This window comes from Photorhabdus sp. HUG-39, from assembly GCF_963878365.1.
In the GTDB taxonomy this organism is placed as follows: Bacteria; Pseudomonadota; Gammaproteobacteria; order Enterobacterales; family Enterobacteriaceae; genus Photorhabdus; species Photorhabdus kayaii.
Genome location: NZ_CAWNWY010000009.1, coordinates 113,076 through 134,330, shown reverse-complemented (window position 1 = coordinate 134,330; position 21,255 = coordinate 113,076). Strand labels below are relative to the sequence as shown.

Here is a 21,255-nt window from a genome sequence, read left to right as displayed (position 1 = left end):
AGTTATTAGTCCTGATGAATCATTATAAAGCAGCCATATATTGCCGTTTGCAAAATGAATTTATTGACTTACAGAATGCTTACAACAAACTTTATCTTCCAAGAATAACGCTGCATTCTTCCTGTCTATTAATAAAATCAACCAACAATAATTCCCAACAGAATCTCTCAAAGTCAAAATCTGTATTACTGAATGTCGTGTTAATAATACCGATATCGCCAATAAACAATTGCTTTAAAACCAACCAAAAAGATTGACTTTTAATCAAATTTCGCTATTTTTGAGGAATGGAAAGAGCCTTGATTAGCATTCTCCTCTTTGATACTAACTTAGGATATTTCAAAATGCTCTCCAAACAGGCAAGCATACTTATGTTTTACCTTCTTGGCAGCATGGCGAAAGTTAGAAGAAAAAGAGACGAGTCTGACAACCAAACTACTTTCTTATCTACATCATTCATACCAATGACATAGGAGTACATATATTTTGGCTGACTTAATCTATCTGACAATAAAAGGGAAAAATCAGGGACTAATCTCTGCGGGTTGTTCATCAATTGACTCGATTGGTAATAAATGCCAAGTTAACCATCAAGATGAAATTCTAGTTTACGGTTTGAGCCACTCAATGTTACGTAAGAAAAACGTTAAACATCAACCGGTGATAATTAGAAAACCCATTGATAAATCAACGCCTCTGTTAGGTGTTGCAATTTCCAATAATGAAGTAATGGATTGTTTTATTAACCATTATCGGACAAGTTTAAATGGAGGATTAGAATTATATTTTAATTTAAAGCTAATCGGAGCTCAAATATTGGAATACAGTGTACTCCATCCTAACTCTTTAGAAAATAATGACCAGCAACCTCAAGAAACTCTATCGTTAATATATAAAAGTATAACGTGGAACCATATTATCGCAGGGACCGGCGGTTATAGTATATGGGAAGATACGGTATATTAACTTCCAATAAGATACCACCTCCCAAACGGGAGGTATTTATACCCGTCATCTTTCAAGCTGCCTCTTTGTTGGCTGCACTCGTTCACCCCAGTCACATAGTTATCTATGCTCCCGGGGATTCACTCCCTTGCCGTCGCGATGCATCTTGAAATCCATAAGGTATAGATAAACTTCACTCTATAATCCATTAAATAAATATCAATTCTTTTCTTTTTCTTTTTCTTTTTCTTTTTCTTTTTCTTTTTCTTTTTCTTCACTATAAGGTTTACCCATAGTAAGAAGACAAGAATATGCAATTGCAAAAAACAAAGCACCAAACCGGATTGATCTATAATCATAAATACTAAAATAATGTGGAAATATATATACCAGTACACCACCATTTACAGCAATATTATGCTGAACAGTATTAACAACCACAAAAAATAACAGTAAAAAGCACCGTTCGAATATAACCCCTTACATATTCCATCAACTTAAAAAGTACAATAAGCACGAAAATAGATAATTGCGTAATAAATAATTACAAAAAAGACATTATAATAGGATAACGTCACATCATCATTCATTTTTTTTACCATTATTTCCGCTTTGCTTTTCTTCCTCCTCACTATAAGATTTACTCACAGGCATTAGAAAACAATATGCAATCAGAAAAAACAAAGCACCAAACCGGATTGATCTATAATCATAAATACTAAAATAATGTGGGAATATATATATCAGAATACCACCATTTGCCAAAATATTATATTGAACAGCATTAACAATCAAAAGAAAAATAGAAAAAATCACCTCTCGGATATGGGTCTTTAAATACCCCCTTAGCTTAAGAAGTATAATAAACATGAAAATAGAAGTTGCGTAATAAATAATTACAAAAAAGACATTGTAATAGGATAACGTCACATCATCATTCATTTTTTTCACCATTATTTCCACTTTGCTTTTCTCTTTCCTCACGATAAAATTTGCTCACAGGCATCAGACAGCAATATACAATAAAGAAAAACAAAGCACCAAACCGGATTGATCTATAATCGTAAATACTAAAATAATGTGGGAATATATATATCAGAACACCGCCATTTAATAAAATATTATATTGGATAACAGTAAAAACCAAAATAATAACAGTAAAAACAACCGCTTGAATATAAATTTTTACGTACCCCCTAAACTTAAAAAGTACAATAAACACGAAAATAGACATTGCGTAATAAATAATTACAAAAAAGACATTGTAATAGGATAACGTCACGTCATTATTCATTTTTTTCACCATTAGAAATCGAATAAATACCAAAACTAGTCACAAGATCACCAGTAATCTCAGCAAGCAAAGGTATTTTCCCCATCTCCTGCCACCCTCTGATGTAATCAGTTTTTATATACCGAAATAAACGAAACGTTCCGGGCCTCACAATAGATCTTGCCATTCCGTACCCAGACAACGCCAGATCTACATAGCCGTAAACTCTATCACCATCAGCTCCACTATAACCAAGCGTTTTAGCTGCATCACGATAAACATCCCTTACCGGACCTGAAACCTCTTTCCTTAATAACAGGTAATACCCATTCTCATAAACATTATTTCCTCCCTGTATCAGTAGAGGTACACCAAAACCGGCACAAGCTGCGCCAAGAGAGGCCACACACACGCCAAGACCAGCAAAGATTTGAGAACCACCGCTAACAAAACCAATTCCTTTCAAAGTTAAATTGATTGTTTCATCCTCTTCTTCTTTTTTTTCTTTTTGAACAATCATATATATCTGGCTATCATTCATTAACAGGTCAAATTCCTGTCTCTTTAGGTTATCTATTTCATCTTGCAGGATTGCAATACCACCATCAACAGATAAGCAATTTGTACCTATCTCATGATTAACCGTTCTGATGAGTTCATTTATTTCAAAAAGGAAACGACTTCCGCTTCTAACATCAGAAAGATATCTAAAATTAAGCCTGGATGATATCTCATGTAATTCTTTAATTTTGAGATCTAAATAATGCCAACTCTGTCTTGATGAAAATACCATGTTAAACCTCTATAACTCGTTAATTTTGACTCATGCGATCCCCAAACAATGTGATAACCATTCCATGATCCTGTCCAAAAGAACATTGTAAGCCCTTAACCTTAGAATGCTGATTCTAAACTCCAATGGATAACCGTTATATAAAAAGGTCCTCATCCACGGCTGAATCAGATAGCTATGATTTGGTCCCACATGATCCTAATTCCTGACAATACCTATTAAGGCACTCCAATATCGAGAAATACTTTTCCATAGCGAATACCCAAATTATCTGGGCCATACAATATCTTTCACTACTTCTACCAAACCCATTAAATCACAACAATAGAACAACAAACAGTCTTTTTTCCCCGAATATTCTATTTCCTAAACACTAACCATTATTCAAACCTAATTTTTCTCTAAACGCTATCTATTATTCAAACCTAACCATTCCCTGCTATATGCTATTATTTTCTTCCTTACACGATTAGAGTTTCATTTGAAATAACATTTTCCACATCGGCTTAATGCCAAAATCAATAATATCAGTCAGGCAATGTCTCTTATGCTCAGGCATAGTGCTCTCAATTGGAGGATACAATGCACAATGATAAAACTGACGCCTACGTCAAACGATTCAATCAGGTATTTAATTATACCCGTCATCTTTCAAGTTGCCTCTTTGTTGGCTGCGCTCACTCACCCCGGTCACATAGTTATCTATGCTCCCGGGGCTTCGCTCCCTTGCCGCCGCGATGCATCTTGAAATCCATAGGGTATATATTGAGCGCCATTTGGATGAGCCGCTCACATTGGAACAACTGAGTGAGGTAGCGAATTTTTCGCGTTATCACTTTCACCGACAGTTTGCCAATTACTGCGGTATACCGGTAGGACGCTATATCCAATTAATGCGATTAAAGCGTGCTTCCTACCGTTTGGCATTCAATCCGCTAGAAAAAATCATCGATATTGCGTTGGACGCAGGTTTTCAAAACCCGGAATCATTCAGCCGGGCCTTCAAACAGTCATTTGGTCTGACACCAAGCCAGTTCCGTAAACAACCGGCTTGGATAAATTGGTATCAGCGCATTCCTAAGCACATATTTTACGGCACGTTATTAACAGTTTGCCCAAAACCTCGAAAGAACGGTGCGGTCGTATTAGAGGATGGCCGCCAGCCATCCTCCAACATTTCATCAATAAGAACGTACAACCTCATTAATTTTTACTCAGATTAATTTAGATAACTCTTTTTGGACTATTCGCATTTTTTTTATAAACAATAATTTCATCAAAATCGTTATTACGTGTCAGCCACAGAGAAAGTGCTTTCAGCGAATCAGGGGTAAATTCATCACAGCGAGCGGTTATCTCCTCCGGTGTCAACCAGCATACATCATCAATTTCCGCTTCCTGTAAAGCAAACGGACCATGACTGATGCAACTGAATAATGCGCCACAAATACGGCAATCCTCTGCTTCATAATAAAAACTACCATGTTCTGCAAAAGGCACACCGGCAATACCCAACTCTTCTTCTGCTTCGCGCCGGGCAGAATCCAGCATATTTTCACCCGCCATCACAACACCACCTGCGGTCGCGTCCAACTTTCCCGGATAAAAATCTTTAGTTACTGTACGATGTTGAACCAAAATCTTTCCCATACCGTTGTGAACGACAATATAAGTCGCACGGTGTCGTAAACATTGGGCACGCATTTGCCGACGCGTAGCCTGAGCAATGACTTCATTATTTTCATTAACGATATCAATCCACTCAACACTCGCTACATTCTCTTGATTCTCTTGTTCCATCTTCAAAAACCTTTTTTATTAGCAGAAAATTGCAAATCTACAAGATGTTTATTTTAATCAAAACAACCAAATCGATAGGGACTCTACGAAGTTATTCGTTTCGGACAACTCATGCAACCTTTTCGCTAAACTTGAAATAAAACTGCAACGAAACTGTAGTCCGATAAGATTTTTACGGGTCATGATAACAGGGTTAATGGCTTTATCTTATCAACCCTGCAAATTAGAAAAGAGAATCTCAACCATCATCCGCCCAATATTCCTCATTATGGCGGCATTATTTTCTAGCGATCTATTGTTTGGTTATATACCCGTCATCTTTCAAGTTGCCTCTTTGTTGGCTGCACTCACTCACCCCGGTCACATCGTTATCTATGCTCCCGGGGATTCGCTCCCTTGCCGCCGCGTTCCATCTTGAAATCCATAGGGTATAAATGCCAATTCACTAATCTTAATATTTAATTTATTCACCTTTATTTCATCATAACTCTTTCTCAATCCGTGTGGCAATATTGGTATAACGCGTTAAGGCCAAAATACCCTGTTTATCTTGTAGAGTATCAATAAGTGCTTGCTCTAACTGGTTATCCATATTCAAAAATAGTGTGTTACGTTGCCGAATATCAGGAACAATATCACTCCTTTCATTCATTGTATTTTCAAATAATTTCTTCTGATCTTGATAAAAATAATATTTGTCTGGCACAAACAACTCTGCAATTCGATCGCCAATGTAATGAATATATTTAAGCATACGATGATCAGGTACTCCCAAGGCATATTTCAAAGTCGGGTTTGCATTACGTGGAAACCACTTATTCTTATCAGCGTCGCTTATCTGTTTAAAAAATTCTTTCTGAATCTCCAATGCCACCTTAATATTATCTTTCGTTTGATGATTCAATGACGGAATCAAATACAATTTTGCCATGACAGGTAATATTTCTGTGAGTCGTATAAGATCGTTTGAATCACTCTTTTTTAAAGTTTCAATAATGAGATCAGCTTTATAAAAGTGAACTATTTCCCCATGATGTAAGAAAACTTCCTGACCTTTTGTCAAACCCAATAATTCAATGGTACTAAATAGATAACCTAATGGTCCCCAATAATTATAAAGCCAGTTATCCAAATCTTTTTCCGGCGGCATAGAGGGAACCAAATCATTTTCATTCACATGACGGTAATGTGTAATATCTTCCAATTCTTGTACCGCACTACGGGTTAATGTCCGCGGCATCCCATAACTATATAAACAAGGATGATATTTTTTCAGTTGGGCACTATGCAATAACCCTAAAGCGCCCCCCAAACTATGTCCACAAACAAATACGTTTCGGCTTTTAGCTAAATCAATAATTTTATCAAACATATTTTCATCAGAACCGGGAGCTTTTAACTGGCCAATAAGATTAAATGCCTCCCAAAATCCCCGATGAACTTTACCATTATTAATAAAACCACTGCATACACCATCTGGTTCACAACCCAATTTCAATGGTTGATACATAATATCAGTAATGGCGTCATCAACACTCGCCGTTCCCCGCCAGCTAACAATAATTTCCTGTTGATTAGCGACATAAAATAACTCCGTATCTCCTATCCCACTTTCACCCGCTTTTGAATCAATAAATACAACATCAGTATAACGTTCACTAAATGGCACATCATAAACAATGGGAGTACGCGATATTTTTTCCACCTTACTCGGTAATTGAGATATATCCAGCATTTGTCGGTTAAAAAAATGAGTAATAGAACCTGCTATATCAACATTATCATCAAAATATGACAGCAATCCCATTAATGCCAAATTATAAGCATTCACCAGGGAATAATCTTTCTGATGATGTAACAATAGTACCCATGCGCGAAACGGACATACTTCCAAAACATACCGGCAGTTTGTTGAGAGAACCCGAAAACCTTTCGATACCGAATCTGGGAAATGATAACGTGGCGGTTTATCTTCTATCCATTTATCAATTACAGGCAAACCATCACTTATCTGTCCAATCGTCACATAACGGTATTGGTGACCTTCCGTTTCTGCTTTTGGTTGGACAACTGATGCCCTAATACCGCGTTTTTCCCGTAATGGACGCTGCTCCATTTCATCAGCTAATGGTTGAGCACTGATATATAACGTTACCGCATCAGGTGATAAGTTTTCTTCCCTAAGCAATCCTTGATTATTAGTCACACCTTTGCGTTCATCTCGCAACCTCCCGCTACTTATCAGACGATAAGGCATATTCACTAATGGATTACCTTGTTCATCAACTAATTGAAACTCCACCCAATTTTCTGTCATTTTTTGGCTATCAATAATTTCACGTGGGCATAATTCGCTCATAATTATTATCTCCCTTTTTTTATTCTGGAATATTAATTAGACACTTATTATCAGGTCGATACACTAATAATAGTGGGAGAGAAAATTCATTCACTCAAGTCTGTAATTGTAATAAAATTCAACAAATGCAAAACGAATATAATTATGAAAAACATAAGGTAAAAAATGGCAACAAAATAACAATGCAGGTCATTGATTTATTTAATTTCACAAAAACTAGATCCACAAAAAATAAAAACCATAAATTTATCCCGGCTGCTCGCTAGCACCTGACTATCCTCTCAGTCTACGAGAACCAGAGGAAATCATAGCCAAATCGGGTATTGAGATTTATCATGCCGCCTTATCTCGTTAGATTTAGCTTAGTTCTTCATAAAAATACCCTATGGATTTCAAGATGCATCACGACGGCAAGGGAGCACCTCATTAACACAACAGAATCCATTGCCTGATTAATTTTTACAATATTTTTGTCTATTTTTGATAGACGATCCTATGCTTCAATCTCATAATTTGGACAATATTTTACTATTAATTTTTTTGATGAGATTTATTTATGTCCAGGTTAGAAAAATTATGCGCAGATTTTGCCGCCCAAACCAATATTATGTTGAATCTCTCTACCGGCGCAGTGCAATTAAACATTGGTGATTATGGCCCTTGGTGGTTAGAAGTAGATTCAACAGGATCAATGCTGACTTTTCATCATACAGTAGCTTCGTTTGTTAATCATGATGCGGAATTTTGGCTCTCATTAAATAGTAATATAAATATACTTGGAGGAGCATGGCTCGCATTACATCAGCCAACTCAAACTATTCGTCTCTGTTTACTTCAAGATATAGAGCGAATCGATGCGACTGATTTGGCTAATATTCTAGGAAATCTTCAAAGAATAAGAGCTGAACTCCCTTTTCCTGAAACTAAGCTTGCCACCTCCGCTTCAGCCCACGATATTTTAGTTTGAGATGTTTTTAAGATCGTGAATTAAAAAGCTTCATAGAAGAAAACACAATAAAATAATGGAGAAAAAGTATGCCAGATTTTTCAATACAAAGAGCTAATACCAGAATTGATATTCATCAAACTGAATTACATCAACCAGCTGCAACAGATAAAACTTGCCATTGCTGCGAGCCATTATTAAATAATACCATTGATAATCCACTTACAGCACCAACCTCGGTTATTACAGGATGGAATGAAAAATCCGTCGTGGCCAATAAACAAATTGAAGCTAATATTTCTCGTTTAGCCAGCGAAAGCACCGCTGCCCACAAAACGGTTGATTCTCTCTTATCCAACCTGGTGAAACTTTTCGTTCGAGCAGAGGATAATGAATTAACCGCAATCACTAAAATGCTTAATGCTTATACTGGTGATAAACCCGGTTTTAGTATTGTCGGTCAGCTTGGCGCAGGTGGATTTACTCGAATTATTAACGAAGCACGGCAGAATGGCGTCAGATCTGATAGGGCTGATACAGAACCGCTAACATTGAGGGAAAAAGCCACTGCTTATTATGATCTCACCAACTCAGCTTATTTCCGCGATACTCTGGAGAAAGTTTATTCATCACCCGAATTGAAATCAGAATTCAAGGATATAATTGATATTGGTTACTTGGAAAGTAAAAACTTTGCACCCGCCCGCGGTTCCACTACGGAAAAACCCTTACCGGACCAATTAGCGCTTTACACTTTTAAAAATGAAAATAAATTTAATGCCTCTGAAAATCCCGAATTATATCAGGTGACTAAACAGGCAAATGGACAAGAAATTATCAGTAACCCTGCTCTGGCTGGCAATAGTCTTACAAAAGTCCAAAATGATTTCAGAGCACCGGCTCCTGATAAAGATAGCGTCTGGTCAACCGCCGCTTCACTTGAGGCCGATAATCGTTTGACCAACCGAGAGTTGGCATTTGCCAGTTTAAATCCTCGCAACCGGCTGGATAGAACTGACTATCAATTTAGTCAGTCAGAACCTATCAAAGCACATCAAGAATTAGCTAAGGAAAACATTATCGTACAACGTGGCAATGGCTTTTCTGTCTGGAATGTGAAAGAAAATACAGGATTTTCCAAGGATGCAGCTTTACACAATTTGCCAACTGTCGCTGCACCTTCCGGTACTACGGACCGTTTTATTACTGCGGCCAGGTTGTTGAGTGCGGGCCTGAAAAATGATCTTGCTTTAGGCGCACCTACTCACGGGGAATCACCAGAGCAATCAATTCAACGTGGGGAGCGGGAAATGAAAGAACTCACTCGATGGCTGGCAACAGGTTATCTGGTTGATGATAATCATCATTCTATGATTGAAGTTAATTTAGGCGCGGCTAACCACGGTTTAGCGCCTCAGTGGGGATTGAATCTCTATACCGAACCTTTCTCCTCTCCTATACATGCCAAAGGATTTAGCATATCCAGCCAGGAAATATTGGCACAATTAGAAGGCCGCGATGATGTCCACACAGATTACTCTACTTTCAAAAAAGATCTGTACGGCGGAAGTCGAGCAACAGTTAACGCGGATGGCAGTATAAAAACAAGCTCTAGATAAGTACGCTTTTCTCCAGAAGAAAAGCTAATCAATTTCTTTTATCAATAGATCTTCCTGTCGTACTGCTCAGGAAGATCATTACTCAAGCTCTATTGCGTTAATAAATCAACGTCGCTCTTAGGCCAGGAAGAGTATCCGCGTATCTTACACACTACACAAATTAATGATAATGTGTCATACAATTACACGTTCCACTGGAGGTTCCATGATCGATCTGTATTATGCTCCAACGCCAAACGGCCATAAAATCACACTCTTCCTGGAAGAAGCTGGCCTTCCCTATAATATTCACCGAATTGATATTAGCGCAGGAGATCAATTCAAACCTGAATTTCTTGCCATTTCGCCCAATAATAAGATTCCCGCTATTGTTGATCAGCAACCAATCGATGGTGGTAAACCTATCGCTATTTTTGAATCTGGCGCCATTCTTACTTATCTGGCAGAAAAAACGGGCAAGTTACTCAGCAAAGATATGCGTGAGCGTGTTCAATGCCTGCAATGGCTGTTTTGGCAGATCGGTGGCTTTGGCCCGATGCTAGGACAAAATCACCATTTTAGTCATTTCGCGCCGGAAAAAGTCCCTTACGCGATTAATCGTTATCAGGAAGAGACAAAACGCTTGTATCAAGTCCTGAATACCCAATTGGAAAAAACACCCTATCTGGGCGGTCAGGAATACAGTATTGCTGATATCTCAACTTATCCGTGGGTTCGTGCTTATGAACGTCAGAATATTGACCTGAATGATTATCCGGCAGTGAAAAAATGGTTTGACACTATCAGTCATCGCCCCGCCACTCAAATTGCCTATAGCAAAGCTTAATATCTGTCTGCTGGGTAACTATTTCCCCGCAAAACTTGATCAGGCTGACAGATAGCTATATCTTTAACCACCAACCCTTATATCTCTGCTATATGCTATAGTTCTTATATCAACAACATTTTTTATATCAACAATTTAGGTTATAGGAGTGGTTATGCGTATTTTAATCACTGGAGGGACAGGTTTGATTGGTAACCGTCTGGTTTGCCAACTTCTTTCCCTATCCCATTCCATTACTATTCTAAGCCGCTCACCTCAAAAAGTTTATTCTCTATTCAGCAATCAAGCTGAATGCTGGACCAGCCTGAAAGATAAAACCGATCTCAACGATTTTGATGCCGTAATCAATCTTGCTGGCGAGCCCATAGCAAACAAACTATGGACTTCAACGCAAAAAGAGGAGCTGTGCCAGAGTCGCTGGACATTAACAGAGCAACTCAGCAAGCTCATTAATGCCAGCCAGACACCACCAGAAGTCTTTATTTCCGGCTCTGCGGTAGGCTATTACGGGGATCAGAATCAAACAATTGTCACAGAGCATGAGCCACCTCATGATGAATTTACTCATCAGCTCTGTAAGCAGTGGGAACAACTTGCATTACAGGCAGCCAGTGATAAAACCCGTGTTTGTCTTTTACGTACTGGTGTTGTACTGGCAAAAAACGGCGGAGCATTGAAAAAAATGCTTCCCTTGTTCCGTCTTGGGCTTGGTGGCCCGATGGGGAGCGGAAAACAGTATCTGCCCTGGATTCATATTGACGATATGGTGAATGGTATCTATTACCTGTTAATGACACCTGGTTTGAGTGGTCCTTTTAATATGACCGCCCCTTATCCAGTACATAATGATCAATTTGCCGCAACACTGGGAGAAGTATTACACCGTCCTACTATTATCCGAACACCTGCTTTTGTGCTGAAATTACTGATGGGAGAAGCTGCGGCACTGGTACTGGGCGGACAACAGGCAATACCGCATAACTTGGAACAAGCGGGTTTTAGCTTCCGCTATTTTCAGCTAAAAGAGGCATTTCAAGACTTACTAGATGCTAAATCTCAACGCTTTTAGCCCCTTGCCAACGGGTAAATAGATCATGAGGTAGCTCGATATCAAACTGATCAAGCACTCGGTTAACCGTCTGGTCAATAATATCCTGAATCTGTTGAGGCTGATGATAAAATGCAGGCACAGGCGGCATAATCACCGCACCAATTTCTGCCGCTTGAGTCATCAGCCTGAGATGCCCCAAATGCAACGGCGTTTCCCTCACCCCAAGCACTAACTTACGACTTTCTTTCAATACAACATCTGCCGCTCTGGTTACTAATCCATCAGTATAACTGTGGACAATACCTGAAAGGGTTTTCATTGAGCATGGTAGAATTACCATGCCCGAAGTTTTGAATGAACCTGAAGAGATAGCAGCAGCGATATCTCTGTTGTCATACACAACATCAGCCAGCGCCTGCACATCCCGTAAACTATAATCTGTTTCAAGCGCCAGTGTCTGGCGAGCAGAATGACTGATAACCAGATGTGTTTCTACCCCTTCAACTGGTTGTAAAACTTGCAGTAGCCTTATACCATAAATGGCCCCACTTGCTCCTGTAAGCCCTACTATCAATCTTTTCATTCTTTCCTCATACAAACACTGAACAACTATTTAAACCCGAAAATCATCAACCTTCATTATAGATATCCAGATTTTCAATTTCATTCTGATTATTCAGTTTTACTTCATCGTCTTTACGCAGATTCTCCAGATAATAGAGATAAGTCTGGTCAACGTCTTTGGTAACATAAACGCCATTGAATACTGAACTCTCAAACCCATCAACATCCGGGTTTTCTTCACGAACAGCGTCGATCAGATCAGTTAGATCCTGAAATATCAATGCATCTACACCAATAAGTTGGCGAATTTCATCCACTTCACGCCCATGAGCAATCAGTTCATTTGCATTGGGCATATCAATGCCATAAACATTCGGGAAACGTACTTCCGGTGCCGCCGAAGCAAGATAAACTCTCTTCGCGCCGGCTTCACGAGCCATATCAACAATCTGTTCTGACGTTGTACCACGCACAATAGAGTCATCTACCAATAGCACATTTTTATCACGGAATTCTGCTCGATTAGCATTCAGTTTACGGCGGACTGATTTCCGGCGTTCCTGTTGCCCAGGCATGATAAATGTCCGACCAACATAACGGTTTTTTACAAATCCCTGACGATAGGGTTTACCGAGTATGCGTGCAATTTCTAGCGCAACATCGCAAGATGTTTCGGGGATTGGAATAACCACATCAATATGTAAGTCTTCCCATTCGCGGGCAATTTTCGCCCCTAGCTTATGCCCCATCCGTATGCGGGCGTTATAAACCGAAATTTTATCAATAAAGGAATCTGGGCGAGCCAAATAGACAAATTCAAATAAACAGGGGGTCAGAGAAGGATTTTCAGCACATTGACGAGTAAATAACTGACCTTGTTCAGTAATATAAATCGCTTCACCTGATGCAACATCCCGCAGGAATTCAAAGCCTAGCGTATCCAATGCAACGCTTTCAGAAGCGACCATATACTCATTACGACCATCATCCAAAGTACGTTTACCTAAAACCAATGGACGAATACCATGCGGATCACGGAAAGCAACTAACCCATGACCAATAATCATCGCAATGCAGGCATAAGCACCACTCACCTGTTTATGCATTGCCGCTACTGCCGCAAAAATATTGTCAGGCTCCAATGGATAATGCTGGAAACAATCCAGTTCACTAGCAAAAACATTAAGCAAAATCTCAGAATCTGACGTGGTATTCACATGGCGACGGGCATTCTCAAACAACTTTTTCTTCAACTCATGAGCATTCGTCAAATTACCATTGTGTGTCAATGTAATACCAAATGGAGAGTTCACATAAAACGGTTGAGCTTCCGATGCACTGGAACTGCCCGCTGTCGGGTAGCGAACATGACCAATCCCAATCGTTCCCTGTAAACGCAGCATATGCCGGGCTTCAAACACGTCTCTCACTAAGCCATTGGCTTTGCGTAAACGAAACCCATTGTTACCATCAATAGTGGCAATGCCCGCAGCATCTTGCCCACGGTGCTGAAGCACCGTCAACGCATCATAAATCGACTGGTTAACCGGTGTAAAACCGACGATACCAACAATACCGCACATGTAGTTCTTCCTCATCAGCCAAACGGAGAGGTATATTTCTCCGGCAAGAAACTTGACGCATTTTGCAGGTAGTCAAAGAACCACCTTATGATATGACTGAACTGCGGGATCAATTGTGACTGTTTCCAATCCTCACTTCGAGCCAATGGTGTAAATGTATCCAGAAAAAACAGAATAGCCGCGACAATCAGCACACCACGCAATGCCCCAAAGCAGACCCCCAGTACTCGATCAGTACCTGACAATCCAGTCCGTTGCACAAGAGAACCTATCACATAGTTCACCACGGAACCGACAATCAAAGTAGCAATAAACAGCAACGCAATAGCAATCCCGTTACGTACCAATTCATCTTCAAAACGGGTGAAATAGACCGCTAAGTAAGTATAAAAATGGCTTGCCACAAAGAAAGCACATCCCCAGGTGACCAGTGATAATGCCTCACGAATAAACCCACGAATCAGGCTAACTAATGCCGAGAAGCCAATAATGGCGATAATAACGTAATCAATCCAAACCATGTTTTAATTCCAAAATAGACACCTCGGCATCCGTTTCAGGTGCATTCTAACAGAAAACGAAAACGTTTGCGTAGCAGATTTCCTATCCTACTGAAAATAATTAAGGCGACGAATTTGAATAATCATCATCGCCGCAGTCACTTAATATTTACTTCTTCATGATAGTTGTCCTATTTGTCACATAGGCATCACCCACTTTTATTACGGCCTGTAACTCCTTACCTGCCCTTGTAATCCAGTCAAACTTTTCAATTCTGATAATGCCGAGTCAAGTTGTTGTTTAGAAGCGTTCGGACCGACATATATTCTCGTTAATTGCCCCTGAACCGGAGATGAAGGAACCGTATAAACCTGATAACCAGACAAACGTAGTCTGGCAACGATTTCATCTACCTTTCCGGCATTTTTCAAAGCACCCAGTTGTACGATATAAGCCTGCCCTTGCGGGGCTTTTTCAACCGGTTTAACTTCAGGTTTCGGTTCTGACTTAATCTCTGGTTTAGGTTTAAGCGCCGGTGCCGGCGGCTTAGTATCTGGTTTTGGTTCAAGCTTAATCTGTGGTTGAGGCTTCACTTCTGGCTGAACAGCAGGAGGGACTATCGGCGCAGGCTGAGGAGTGGTAACCAATGGTATTTCCGGCTGCTCCAGTGTTTCTGGCTGCAATGCCTCTGTCTCATCTTCCAGAGGCACTGATAATATTGGTGGATTAAGAGGAGGTATAGAGTCAATTTCTTGCTCATCCCCTGGCTTTGGAACCAAGGGAATTGATGCAAATTTATCTTCGTTATATTTCTTGTTGCCGTCTAACAACGCAGGCAGCACAATGACACCCAATGCTACCAATACAATTGTACCAACCAAACGATTCTGAAATTTACTTGCCACTTCCTTTCTCCCTGACCAGAGCCTCCATGACATGCGCTACCGTGTGGAATGAGCCACAAACAACAACAATATCTTGCTCATCAGCATCAGCCATCGCCTGATGCCAAGCACTTTCCACATCAGTAAATACCCGTGGCTGTCCAAGATGCTGAGCCAATGTCTGTGCATCTGCACCACGCTGTTCAGTCAATGGAGCGCAATACCACTCATTTATTTGCTGTGACAGGCAAGTCAGTGTACCGGCAATATCTTTATCACCTAGCATACCCACGACACCAAGGATTCTACTGCCCGGCTGACGGGGCAACTGGGCCAATTTCTGTACCAGATAAGCCGCTGCATGGGGATTATGAGCCACATCCAAGATCAACAATGGATTTTCACGAGCTATCTGGAAACGCCCAGGTAACTGCGCATTCTGTAACCCTTGATGGATTGCACTCTCATTAATAGCTCGACTGACTTTATCATCTTGTCGTAACAGGCAACAAATAACACCCATCGCCGTTGCGGCATTCATCAGAGGAACATTTGGCAAAGGTAGGTTGCTAAATAGCCTATCATCAGATTGCCAGTGCCAGTTTCTATCCTGTTGAGAGAAACGCCAGTCAATGCCACAACGGAACAACTCGGCGCCTAATTCACCCGCAACTTCCGCAATAGAAGATGGCATATCCGACTCACCCACCACGGCAAAACGATCTTTACGGAAAATCCCTGCTTTCTCACGACCAATATGTTCGCGATCAACACCCAACCAATCAATATGATCAATTGCAATACTGGTAATAGCGGCAATATCGGCGTCCACAACATTTGTCGCATCCAGTCGCCCACCTAAGCCTACTTCTAAGATGACCACATCCAGACAAGCTTGTTTAAACAGTTGCAAAGCCGCTAATGTGCCATATTCAAAATAAGTCAGCGAAATATCACCACGACGAGATTCAATATCCGCAAATACACGACAGAATTCCTGTTCAGGTAATTCTTTACCCTGAATACGAACTCTTTCGGTATAACGTACAAGATGCGGAGAGCTGTAAACACCCACTCTCAGCCCAGCCGCCAACAGAATAGATTCTATCGTGCAACAGGTAGTACCTTTACCATTAGTACCGGATACGGTTATCACCTTAGGTGCAGGATTAACCAACGCCAAAGTTCGGGCAAGTTTCCCCACACGCTCAAGCCCCATATCAATGGCCGTAGTATGCAGGTTCCCAAGGTAGGAAAGCCACGTCATCAATGGCGACGTGGCTTGAGGAATTTGTAAAGTGTCAGACATCTTCTTTATTGGTACTTATTTGAATATCCGCCTCAACATCAGCGGGTTCTGCCACAAATTCAGCAACAATTGGCTTAATGCCTGGCTGCGACTGATGGGTTAGTTTAGAAAGTAAACTGGCAAGGGTGTCACGCATTTCAGGGCGACGAACAATCATGTCAATCGCTCCCTTTTCCAGCAAAAATTCACTACGCTGGAAACCGGACGGTAATTTTTCACGAACGGTCTGCTCAATAACTCGTGGTCCGGCAAAACCAATCAATGCTTTTGGTTCAGCAATATTGATATCACCCAACATCGCCAGACTTGCTGAAACACCGCCCATTGTCGGATCGGTCATGATAGAGATATAAGGCAAACCACGTTCTTGCATTTTTGCTAAAGCAGCACTGGTTTTCGCCATCTGCATCAGTGACATCAATGCCTCTTGCATACGAGCGCCACCACTGGCAGAAAAACAAATCAGAGGACAATTGTCTGCCAATGCCTGTTCTACGGCACGGACAAAACGGGCACCAACAACCGAAGCCATAGAACCGCCCATAAATGCAAATTCAAAAGCAGCAGCAACAACTGGCATACCACTCAGGGTACCTTTCATCACGACTAGCGCATCTTTTTCTTGGGTTTGCTTCTGCGCCGCTGATATACGATCTTTATACTTTTTGGAATCGCGGAATTTAAGAATATCTTTTGGCTCTAATTCCCCCCCTAATTCCGTCGTTGCCCCTTCATCAAGGAATGTAGCCAATCGGGTACGCGCCGAAATACGCATGTGATGATCACATTTAGGGCAAACCTCAAGATTGCGCTCTAGCTCAGCACGGTAGAGCACCTGACTGCAACTATCACATTTAGTCCAAACCCCTTCTGGGATATTCGCTTTACGCGTTTGGGTAATGTTGCTTTTATTAAGAATTTTTTCAATCCAGCTCATTGAATGATCTTTCCGTCTGAATCTGGCTTATGCCAGTTTTGTTATTGTGTGCCATTAAACCACAATGCTATTACAGTGTGGATAAAAAACTGCTCAAACCTGTTACCGGTTATCACTCTTCTGCTTCATCACCGTACGACGATGACGCCAGATTTCAATCACTCCGGGCAGGATTGAAATAAAGATGATAGCGACAATCAACAGTTTCAAATTCTGTTGTACCATTGGCATATCACCGAATATATAACCAGAATAGGTGAATAACAGTACCCAAACTAGTGCGCCAATCACGTTATAAGCAGCAAAACGACGATAAGACATTTTCCCCATACCTGCAACGAATGGTGCAAATGTTCTGATAATTGGTACAAATCGCGCCAAAATAATTGCCTTCCCACCATGTTTTTCATAAAACTCATGTGTTTTATCTAAATAACTGCGGCGGAAAATTTTTGAATTTGGATTAGTAAATAACCTTTCGCCAAAAATGCGACCAATAGCGTAGTTCACCGCATCACCAATAATAGCCGCAATGATCATCAATGCCACCATGATATGCACATTCAGATCATTTGAGCCCAGAGCCGCTAAAGCGCCGGCAACAAATAACAGCGAATCCCCCGGCAGAAACGGAGTAATCACTAACCCTGTTTCACAAAATAAAATCAGAAACAGAATGCCATATACCCAATCACCATATTGTGCGACCAGTTCGGCTAAATGAATGTCAATATGGAGAATGAAATCAATAATAAATTTAGCAAAATCAAAAAAATGAGTCAGAAATTCCATAATATTCCCCGCTATGCCAAAACATCCGTGTCGGCAACTAGAAATGTTAAATCAGATCATCTGCCAAAAACAGAGGCCCCATAACCGCTCTCGGCAAATCAAATTGCGCCGGATAATCAACAGCAACCAGATACAACCCTGCTGCTTTTGCCGTCGCAGCGGCTTTCGTCCGATCTTTTAAAGCAAGCAACTGGGCCATCCAGTTAATATCCTGATTCCCACAGCCAATTTCCATCAGACTACCCGCAATATTACGCACCATATGATGCACAAAAGCATTGGCTTTAATATCTATGACAACGTAATGTCCGTAACGATTGACATTAATATGCATCACATTACGCCAAGGCGTTTTAGATTGGCATTGAACTGCACGGAAAGAGGTAAAATCATTTTCCCCTAATAAACATTGCGCAGCCTGGTGCATCCGCTTTTCATCCAGTGGATAGTGAAAATGGGTCACACCATTGGCCAGCACTGCCGGACGATAACGATGATTAAAAATAATGTAACGATATCGCCGGGCAGTTGCACTAAAACGGGCATGGAAACCCTCATCCACAGTTTTCACCCAACGAACAGCAATATCTGGTGGTAAATGTACGTTCACGCCCATTGTCCACGCCGCATCCTTGCGCTGAACAGACGTTTCAAAATGCACAACCTGCCCTGTTGCATGTACTCCAGCATCGGTTCGACCAGCACAAAATACTGATATGGGTTCATCGGCGACTTTTGATAGTGCTTCCTCTAGGCATCCCTGAACACTTTTTACTTCCTGCTGACGCTGCCAGCCATAATATCGACTGCCATCGTACTCAATTCCCAATGCAATTTTCATCTTTGAACCCGGCACAGATTCTGTTTGTTCTGTACCGAACATCAGTAAAATTGCTCCTGAATCAGTTTTTCCGCTGTCTCAACAGCCATTAATGCACCACCAAACCGGATGTTATCGGCCACAGACCAAAATTGTAATACTTCCGGCATACCATAATCGTGGCGCAGACAACCAATGCTCAATGCTTCATTACCCGATGCTTCTGTCACCGGCGTTGGATAATCATCGTCATCTGAAACGTTAATATCAATCATCCGCTCTAATTCTTCTCGTGCTTCTGCCACCCCAACCGGACGCAATGTTTCCAAATGGACTACTTGAGCATTGCCATAAAAAACGGAAGACTGAACGCAACTCACTGAAATGGGTAATCCCTCATCCTGTAAAATCTTGCGTATCTGATCCACAAGGCGACGCTCTTCACGCACAGAACCTTCAGCATCTGTTGGCAACGGCAAAAGATTAAATGCCAGTTGTTTACTGAAACGACCTGGCTCCGGTGGGATGCCATTAAGCAAACGAGCACTCTGTCCGGCTAATTCATCAACTGCCGCTTTGCCGTGAACAGAAACAGAGAACAGATTAGTCAAATGCAAACGTGCAATTCCAGCCGCATCCACCAGCGGTTTAATGGCGGTCAGTACCTGACTGGTCATACTATCTGCCAAGGCAATAATATTTCGGTTACGATAATCCGCTAAAACATGAGGATTCACCCCCGGAACAACTAAAGGTACATCAGGTTCCATAGCAAACAACCCACTGTTATCGATAACCAAACAACCTTCTTCTGTCGCTTTTTCAACATATTGTGCCGTGGCCTCCAATCCAGCCACAAAAAAAGCGAGCTGTACCTGTGACCAGTCAAAATCAGCAGCATCACCAACAACAAAATTTTTACCATTAAAACGCAGGCTTTCACCGGCACAGCGCTCACTGGCGAGAGGATACAATTCACCAACGGGAAACTGACGCTCTTGTAATAACGCCAATATCGCTTCACCTACTGCCCCTGTGGCACCCAATAGGGCAATATTCCAACCTTCTGACATGTTGGTTTTCTCCATCTATCTTTCTGACATGCAGATATATTTCTGCACGGATTAAATCAGTTCTGTACTGAAACCAAGAGCAGCTAGCAACTCAGCACTCTCTCTATTATCACAACATACAGTTAGGGATGACCATTCCCGGCGTTCTAAATAGTTTTTACGCAGATAATCAAATTGCCCTTTTTGACCGGCAACTTGCCGTAACGGGGTATCATCGCGGCGTACATCATACACTAAATGCATCAACCGCTTCAGTGTGCTTTGAGTTACATTTCCATGCAGGGTAACCCGGCTGAAATCTGGCTCTGGCAATAGATCAGATAAAGCCACTTTACGGGGTTGACCAAGGAATTCACAGTAAGCTTCAAATACCTGTGTGGTACCACGCGCTTTACCTTCGAGGGTATAACCCGCGATATGTGGTGTACCAATATCAACTAATTCCAGTAAGGGTAGGGATAAGTCAGGTTCCGGCTCCCAAACATCCAAAACAACACTAAGTTTCTTGCCACGTTTCAACACAGCAAGCAGCGCTTGATTATCAATAACTTCACCACGACTGGCGTTAATCAATATGCGGTTATCCGGCAAAGCCGACAATAATTCAGCATCTACCAAATGGTGTGTTTTATATGGGCCCGATAGATTCAATGGCGTATGGAATGTCAGAATATCCGCCTCTTTGACCAGTTTTTCCAGTGGACAAAATTCACCGACATCCCCTCTGGCAGCTCTTGGCGGATCACATAAAAGTGTTCGGATACCAAGAACGGCTAACCGTTCTGCCAGTCTCCTTCCGACATTACCGACACCGATGATTCCGACAACTTTATCCTTAAGCTCAAAATTATCACGTTCAGCCAGCAACATTAATGCAGAGAAAACATATTCAACCACTGCAATGGCATTACACCCCGGCGCAGCAGAGAATCCAATTCCTGCCTGCGATAACCACGACTGATCCACATGGTCAGTTCCCGCCGTTGCCGTACCGATAAATTTTACCGTGCTACCTTCCAACAGCTCTTCATTGACTTTAGTTACTGAACGGACCATAAAGGCATCAGCATTATCCAGTACACCTTCCGGCACCGGACGCCCCGGAATAGCATGTACATCCCCCAATTGCTGAAACAGTTGATCAGCATAAGGCATATTTTCATCAACCAGAATCTTCACT

General features: G+C 41.2%; 22 protein-coding genes and 1 pseudogene. 6 read left to right on the top strand and 17 right to left on the bottom strand.

What is annotated here, in order from left to right; genetic code table 11:
* Positions 1–486: 486 nt before the first annotated feature.
* Complete coding sequence (locus tag AAC155_RS08455) at positions 487–966, top strand: Hcp family type VI secretion system effector (RefSeq protein WP_113041776.1); 480 nt, start codon at positions 487–489, stop codon at positions 964–966.
* A 198-nt stretch (positions 967–1,164) separates the two neighbouring features.
* Here the strand turns inward: AAC155_RS08455 and AAC155_RS08450 are convergent, their stop codons facing one another.
* The 5 genes from AAC155_RS08450 to AAC155_RS08430 all read right to left on the bottom strand — a co-directional run bounded on the left by AAC155_RS08450 (position 1,165) and on the right by AAC155_RS08430 (position 3,804).
* Entirely contained in the window at positions 1,165–1,386 is a 222-nt protein-coding gene (locus tag AAC155_RS08450) for a hypothetical protein (RefSeq protein ID WP_113041775.1), read from the bottom strand.
* Between the two features lie 141 nt (positions 1,387–1,527).
* A complete protein-coding gene (locus AAC155_RS08445; protein ID WP_113041774.1) occupies positions 1,528–1,887 on the bottom strand; it encodes a hypothetical protein in 360 nt (119 codons plus the stop codon).
* Positions 1,880–2,239, bottom strand: a complete 360-nt coding sequence (locus tag AAC155_RS08440; protein ID WP_113041773.1) for a hypothetical protein — start codon at positions 2,237–2,239, stop codon at positions 1,880–1,882. Before AAC155_RS08440 ends, AAC155_RS08445 begins: the two co-directional genes overlap by 8 nt.
* Complete coding sequence (locus AAC155_RS08435; RefSeq protein WP_113041772.1) at positions 2,232–3,011, bottom strand: DUF4225 domain-containing protein; 780 nt, start codon at positions 3,009–3,011, stop codon at positions 2,232–2,234. Before AAC155_RS08435 ends, AAC155_RS08440 begins: the two co-directional genes overlap by 8 nt.
* A 631-nt stretch (positions 3,012–3,642) precedes the next feature.
* Positions 3,643–3,804 carry a hypothetical protein gene (locus AAC155_RS08430; protein ID WP_158536523.1) on the bottom strand — a complete coding sequence of 54 codons (162 nt, stop codon included), beginning with the start codon at positions 3,802–3,804 and terminating at the stop codon, positions 3,643–3,645.
* On the opposite strand from AAC155_RS08430, the pseudogene AAC155_RS08425 reads away from it, so the two are divergent.
* Positions 3,749–4,093: pseudogene (locus tag AAC155_RS08425) on the top strand (helix-turn-helix domain-containing protein); the annotation flags it as partial. The gene AAC155_RS08430 and the pseudogene AAC155_RS08425 overlap by 56 nt on opposite strands.
* A 142-nt stretch (positions 4,094–4,235) precedes the next feature.
* Here the strand turns inward: AAC155_RS08425 and yfcD are convergent.
* Both yfcD and AAC155_RS08410 read right to left on the bottom strand, forming a co-directional pair.
* On the bottom strand, positions 4,236–4,811 hold the full coding sequence (gene yfcD, locus AAC155_RS08420; protein ID WP_113041771.1) for an NUDIX hydrolase YfcD: 576 nt from the start codon (positions 4,809–4,811) through the stop codon (positions 4,236–4,238).
* 481 nt (positions 4,812–5,292) lie between these two features.
* Positions 5,293–7,170: a lipase family protein gene (locus tag AAC155_RS08410; protein WP_113041769.1), complete on the bottom strand. Its 1,878-nt coding sequence runs from the start codon at positions 7,168–7,170 to the stop codon at positions 5,293–5,295.
* Positions 7,171–7,726: 556 nt separating this feature from the next.
* Between AAC155_RS08410 and AAC155_RS08405 the strand changes: the two genes are divergently transcribed.
* The 4 genes from AAC155_RS08405 (at position 7,727) to AAC155_RS08390 (ending at position 11,630) form a co-directional block, all read left to right on the top strand.
* On the top strand, positions 7,727–8,137 hold the full coding sequence (locus AAC155_RS08405) for a type III secretion system chaperone (protein ID WP_112894730.1): 411 nt from the start codon (positions 7,727–7,729) through the stop codon (positions 8,135–8,137).
* 68 nt (positions 8,138–8,205) lie between these two features.
* Positions 8,206–9,735, top strand: a complete 1,530-nt coding sequence (locus AAC155_RS08400; protein ID WP_113041768.1) for a type III effector — start codon at positions 8,206–8,208, stop codon at positions 9,733–9,735.
* 205 nt (positions 9,736–9,940) lie between these two features.
* Positions 9,941–10,561, top strand: coding sequence for a GSH-dependent disulfide bond oxidoreductase (yfcG, locus tag AAC155_RS08395; RefSeq protein WP_113041767.1), 621 nt, complete (start codon positions 9,941–9,943; stop codon positions 10,559–10,561).
* A gap of 154 nt (positions 10,562–10,715) precedes the next feature.
* A complete protein-coding gene (locus tag AAC155_RS08390; RefSeq protein WP_113041766.1) occupies positions 10,716–11,630 on the top strand; it encodes a TIGR01777 family oxidoreductase in 915 nt (304 codons plus the stop codon).
* On the opposite strand, the gene AAC155_RS08385 is transcribed toward AAC155_RS08390, so the two are convergent.
* From AAC155_RS08385 to pdxB, 10 genes are all read right to left on the bottom strand, one after another.
* Entirely contained in the window at positions 11,611–12,195 is a 585-nt protein-coding gene (locus AAC155_RS08385) for a UbiX family flavin prenyltransferase (RefSeq protein WP_113041765.1), read from the bottom strand. The two genes, AAC155_RS08390 and AAC155_RS08385, sit on opposite strands and share 20 nt — an antisense overlap.
* Before the next feature lie 46 nt (positions 12,196–12,241).
* Positions 12,242–13,759, bottom strand: a complete 1,518-nt coding sequence (gene purF / locus AAC155_RS08380) for an amidophosphoribosyltransferase (RefSeq protein ID WP_112894725.1) — start codon at positions 13,757–13,759, stop codon at positions 12,242–12,244.
* 14 nt (positions 13,760–13,773) lie between these two features.
* Positions 13,774–14,280: a colicin V production protein gene (gene cvpA / locus AAC155_RS08375; protein ID WP_036778783.1), complete on the bottom strand. Its 507-nt coding sequence runs from the start codon at positions 14,278–14,280 to the stop codon at positions 13,774–13,776.
* Between the two features lie 201 nt (positions 14,281–14,481).
* Positions 14,482–15,165, bottom strand: coding sequence for a cell division protein DedD (gene dedD / locus AAC155_RS08370; RefSeq protein ID WP_113041764.1), 684 nt, complete (start codon positions 15,163–15,165; stop codon positions 14,482–14,484).
* Positions 15,155–16,453, bottom strand: coding sequence for a bifunctional tetrahydrofolate synthase/dihydrofolate synthase (gene folC / locus AAC155_RS08365; protein ID WP_113041763.1), 1,299 nt, complete (start codon positions 16,451–16,453; stop codon positions 15,155–15,157). The genes dedD and folC overlap by 11 nt, the downstream gene beginning before the upstream one ends.
* Entirely contained in the window at positions 16,446–17,390 is a 945-nt protein-coding gene (gene accD, locus AAC155_RS08360) for an acetyl-CoA carboxylase, carboxyltransferase subunit beta (RefSeq protein ID WP_112894722.1), read from the bottom strand. The genes folC and accD overlap by 8 nt, the downstream gene beginning before the upstream one ends.
* Positions 17,391–17,492: 102 nt before the next feature.
* Positions 17,493–18,182, bottom strand: a complete 690-nt coding sequence (locus AAC155_RS08355) for a DedA family protein (RefSeq protein ID WP_113041762.1) — start codon at positions 18,180–18,182, stop codon at positions 17,493–17,495.
* A gap of 46 nt (positions 18,183–18,228) precedes the next feature.
* A complete protein-coding gene (truA, locus tag AAC155_RS08350; RefSeq protein WP_191214804.1) occupies positions 18,229–19,023 on the bottom strand; it encodes a tRNA pseudouridine(38-40) synthase TruA in 795 nt (264 codons plus the stop codon).
* 41 nt (positions 19,024–19,064) lie between these two features.
* Positions 19,065–20,075, bottom strand: a complete 1,011-nt coding sequence (locus AAC155_RS08345) for an aspartate-semialdehyde dehydrogenase (protein ID WP_113041761.1) — start codon at positions 20,073–20,075, stop codon at positions 19,065–19,067.
* 51 nt (positions 20,076–20,126) lie between these two features.
* Complete coding sequence (pdxB, locus tag AAC155_RS08340) at positions 20,127–21,254, bottom strand: 4-phosphoerythronate dehydrogenase PdxB (RefSeq protein ID WP_113041760.1); 1,128 nt, start codon at positions 21,252–21,254, stop codon at positions 20,127–20,129.
* Position 21,255: the final 1 nt, after the last annotated feature.

What these genes read in the sequence shown, in the direction of transcription:
- AAC155_RS08385 (WP_113041765.1), bottom strand. Translation starts at nt 12,195, where the DNA reads ATGAAAAGATTGATAGTAGGGCTTACAGGAGCAAGTGGGGCCATTTAT.
- AAC155_RS08435 (WP_113041772.1), bottom strand. Translation starts at nt 3,011, where the DNA reads ATGGTATTTTCATCAAGACAGAGTTGGCATTATTTAGATCTCAAAATT.
- folC (WP_113041763.1), bottom strand. Translation starts at nt 16,453, where the DNA reads ATGTCTGACACTTTACAAATTCCTCAAGCCACGTCGCCATTGATGACG.
- cvpA (WP_036778783.1), bottom strand. Translation starts at nt 14,280, where the DNA reads ATGGTTTGGATTGATTACGTTATTATCGCCATTATTGGCTTCTCGGCA.
- yfcD (WP_113041771.1), bottom strand. Translation starts at nt 4,811, where the DNA reads ATGGAACAAGAGAATCAAGAGAATGTAGCGAGTGTTGAGTGGATTGAT.
- AAC155_RS08345 (WP_113041761.1), bottom strand. Translation starts at nt 20,075, where the DNA reads ATGTCAGAAGGTTGGAATATTGCCCTATTGGGTGCCACAGGGGCAGTA.
- yfcG (WP_113041767.1), top strand. Translation starts at nt 9,941, where the DNA reads ATGATCGATCTGTATTATGCTCCAACGCCAAACGGCCATAAAATCACA.
- truA (WP_191214804.1), bottom strand. Translation starts at nt 19,023, where the DNA reads ATGAAAATTGCATTGGGAATTGAGTACGATGGCAGTCGATATTATGGC.
- AAC155_RS08405 (WP_112894730.1), top strand. Translation starts at nt 7,727, where the DNA reads ATGTCCAGGTTAGAAAAATTATGCGCAGATTTTGCCGCCCAAACCAAT.
- accD (WP_112894722.1), bottom strand. Translation starts at nt 17,390, where the DNA reads ATGAGCTGGATTGAAAAAATTCTTAATAAAAGCAACATTACCCAAACG.
- AAC155_RS08410 (WP_113041769.1), bottom strand. Translation starts at nt 7,170, where the DNA reads ATGAGCGAATTATGCCCACGTGAAATTATTGATAGCCAAAAAATGACA.
- AAC155_RS08355 (WP_113041762.1), bottom strand. Translation starts at nt 18,182, where the DNA reads ATGGAATTTCTGACTCATTTTTTTGATTTTGCTAAATTTATTATTGAT.
- AAC155_RS08400 (WP_113041768.1), top strand. Translation starts at nt 8,206, where the DNA reads ATGCCAGATTTTTCAATACAAAGAGCTAATACCAGAATTGATATTCAT.
- AAC155_RS08390 (WP_113041766.1), top strand. Translation starts at nt 10,716, where the DNA reads ATGCGTATTTTAATCACTGGAGGGACAGGTTTGATTGGTAACCGTCTG.
- AAC155_RS08440 (WP_113041773.1), bottom strand. Translation starts at nt 2,239, where the DNA reads ATGAATAATGACGTGACGTTATCCTATTACAATGTCTTTTTTGTAATT.
- purF (WP_112894725.1), bottom strand. Translation starts at nt 13,759, where the DNA reads ATGTGCGGTATTGTTGGTATCGTCGGTTTTACACCGGTTAACCAGTCG.
- AAC155_RS08445 (WP_113041774.1), bottom strand. Translation starts at nt 1,887, where the DNA reads ATGAATGATGATGTGACGTTATCCTATTACAATGTCTTTTTTGTAATT.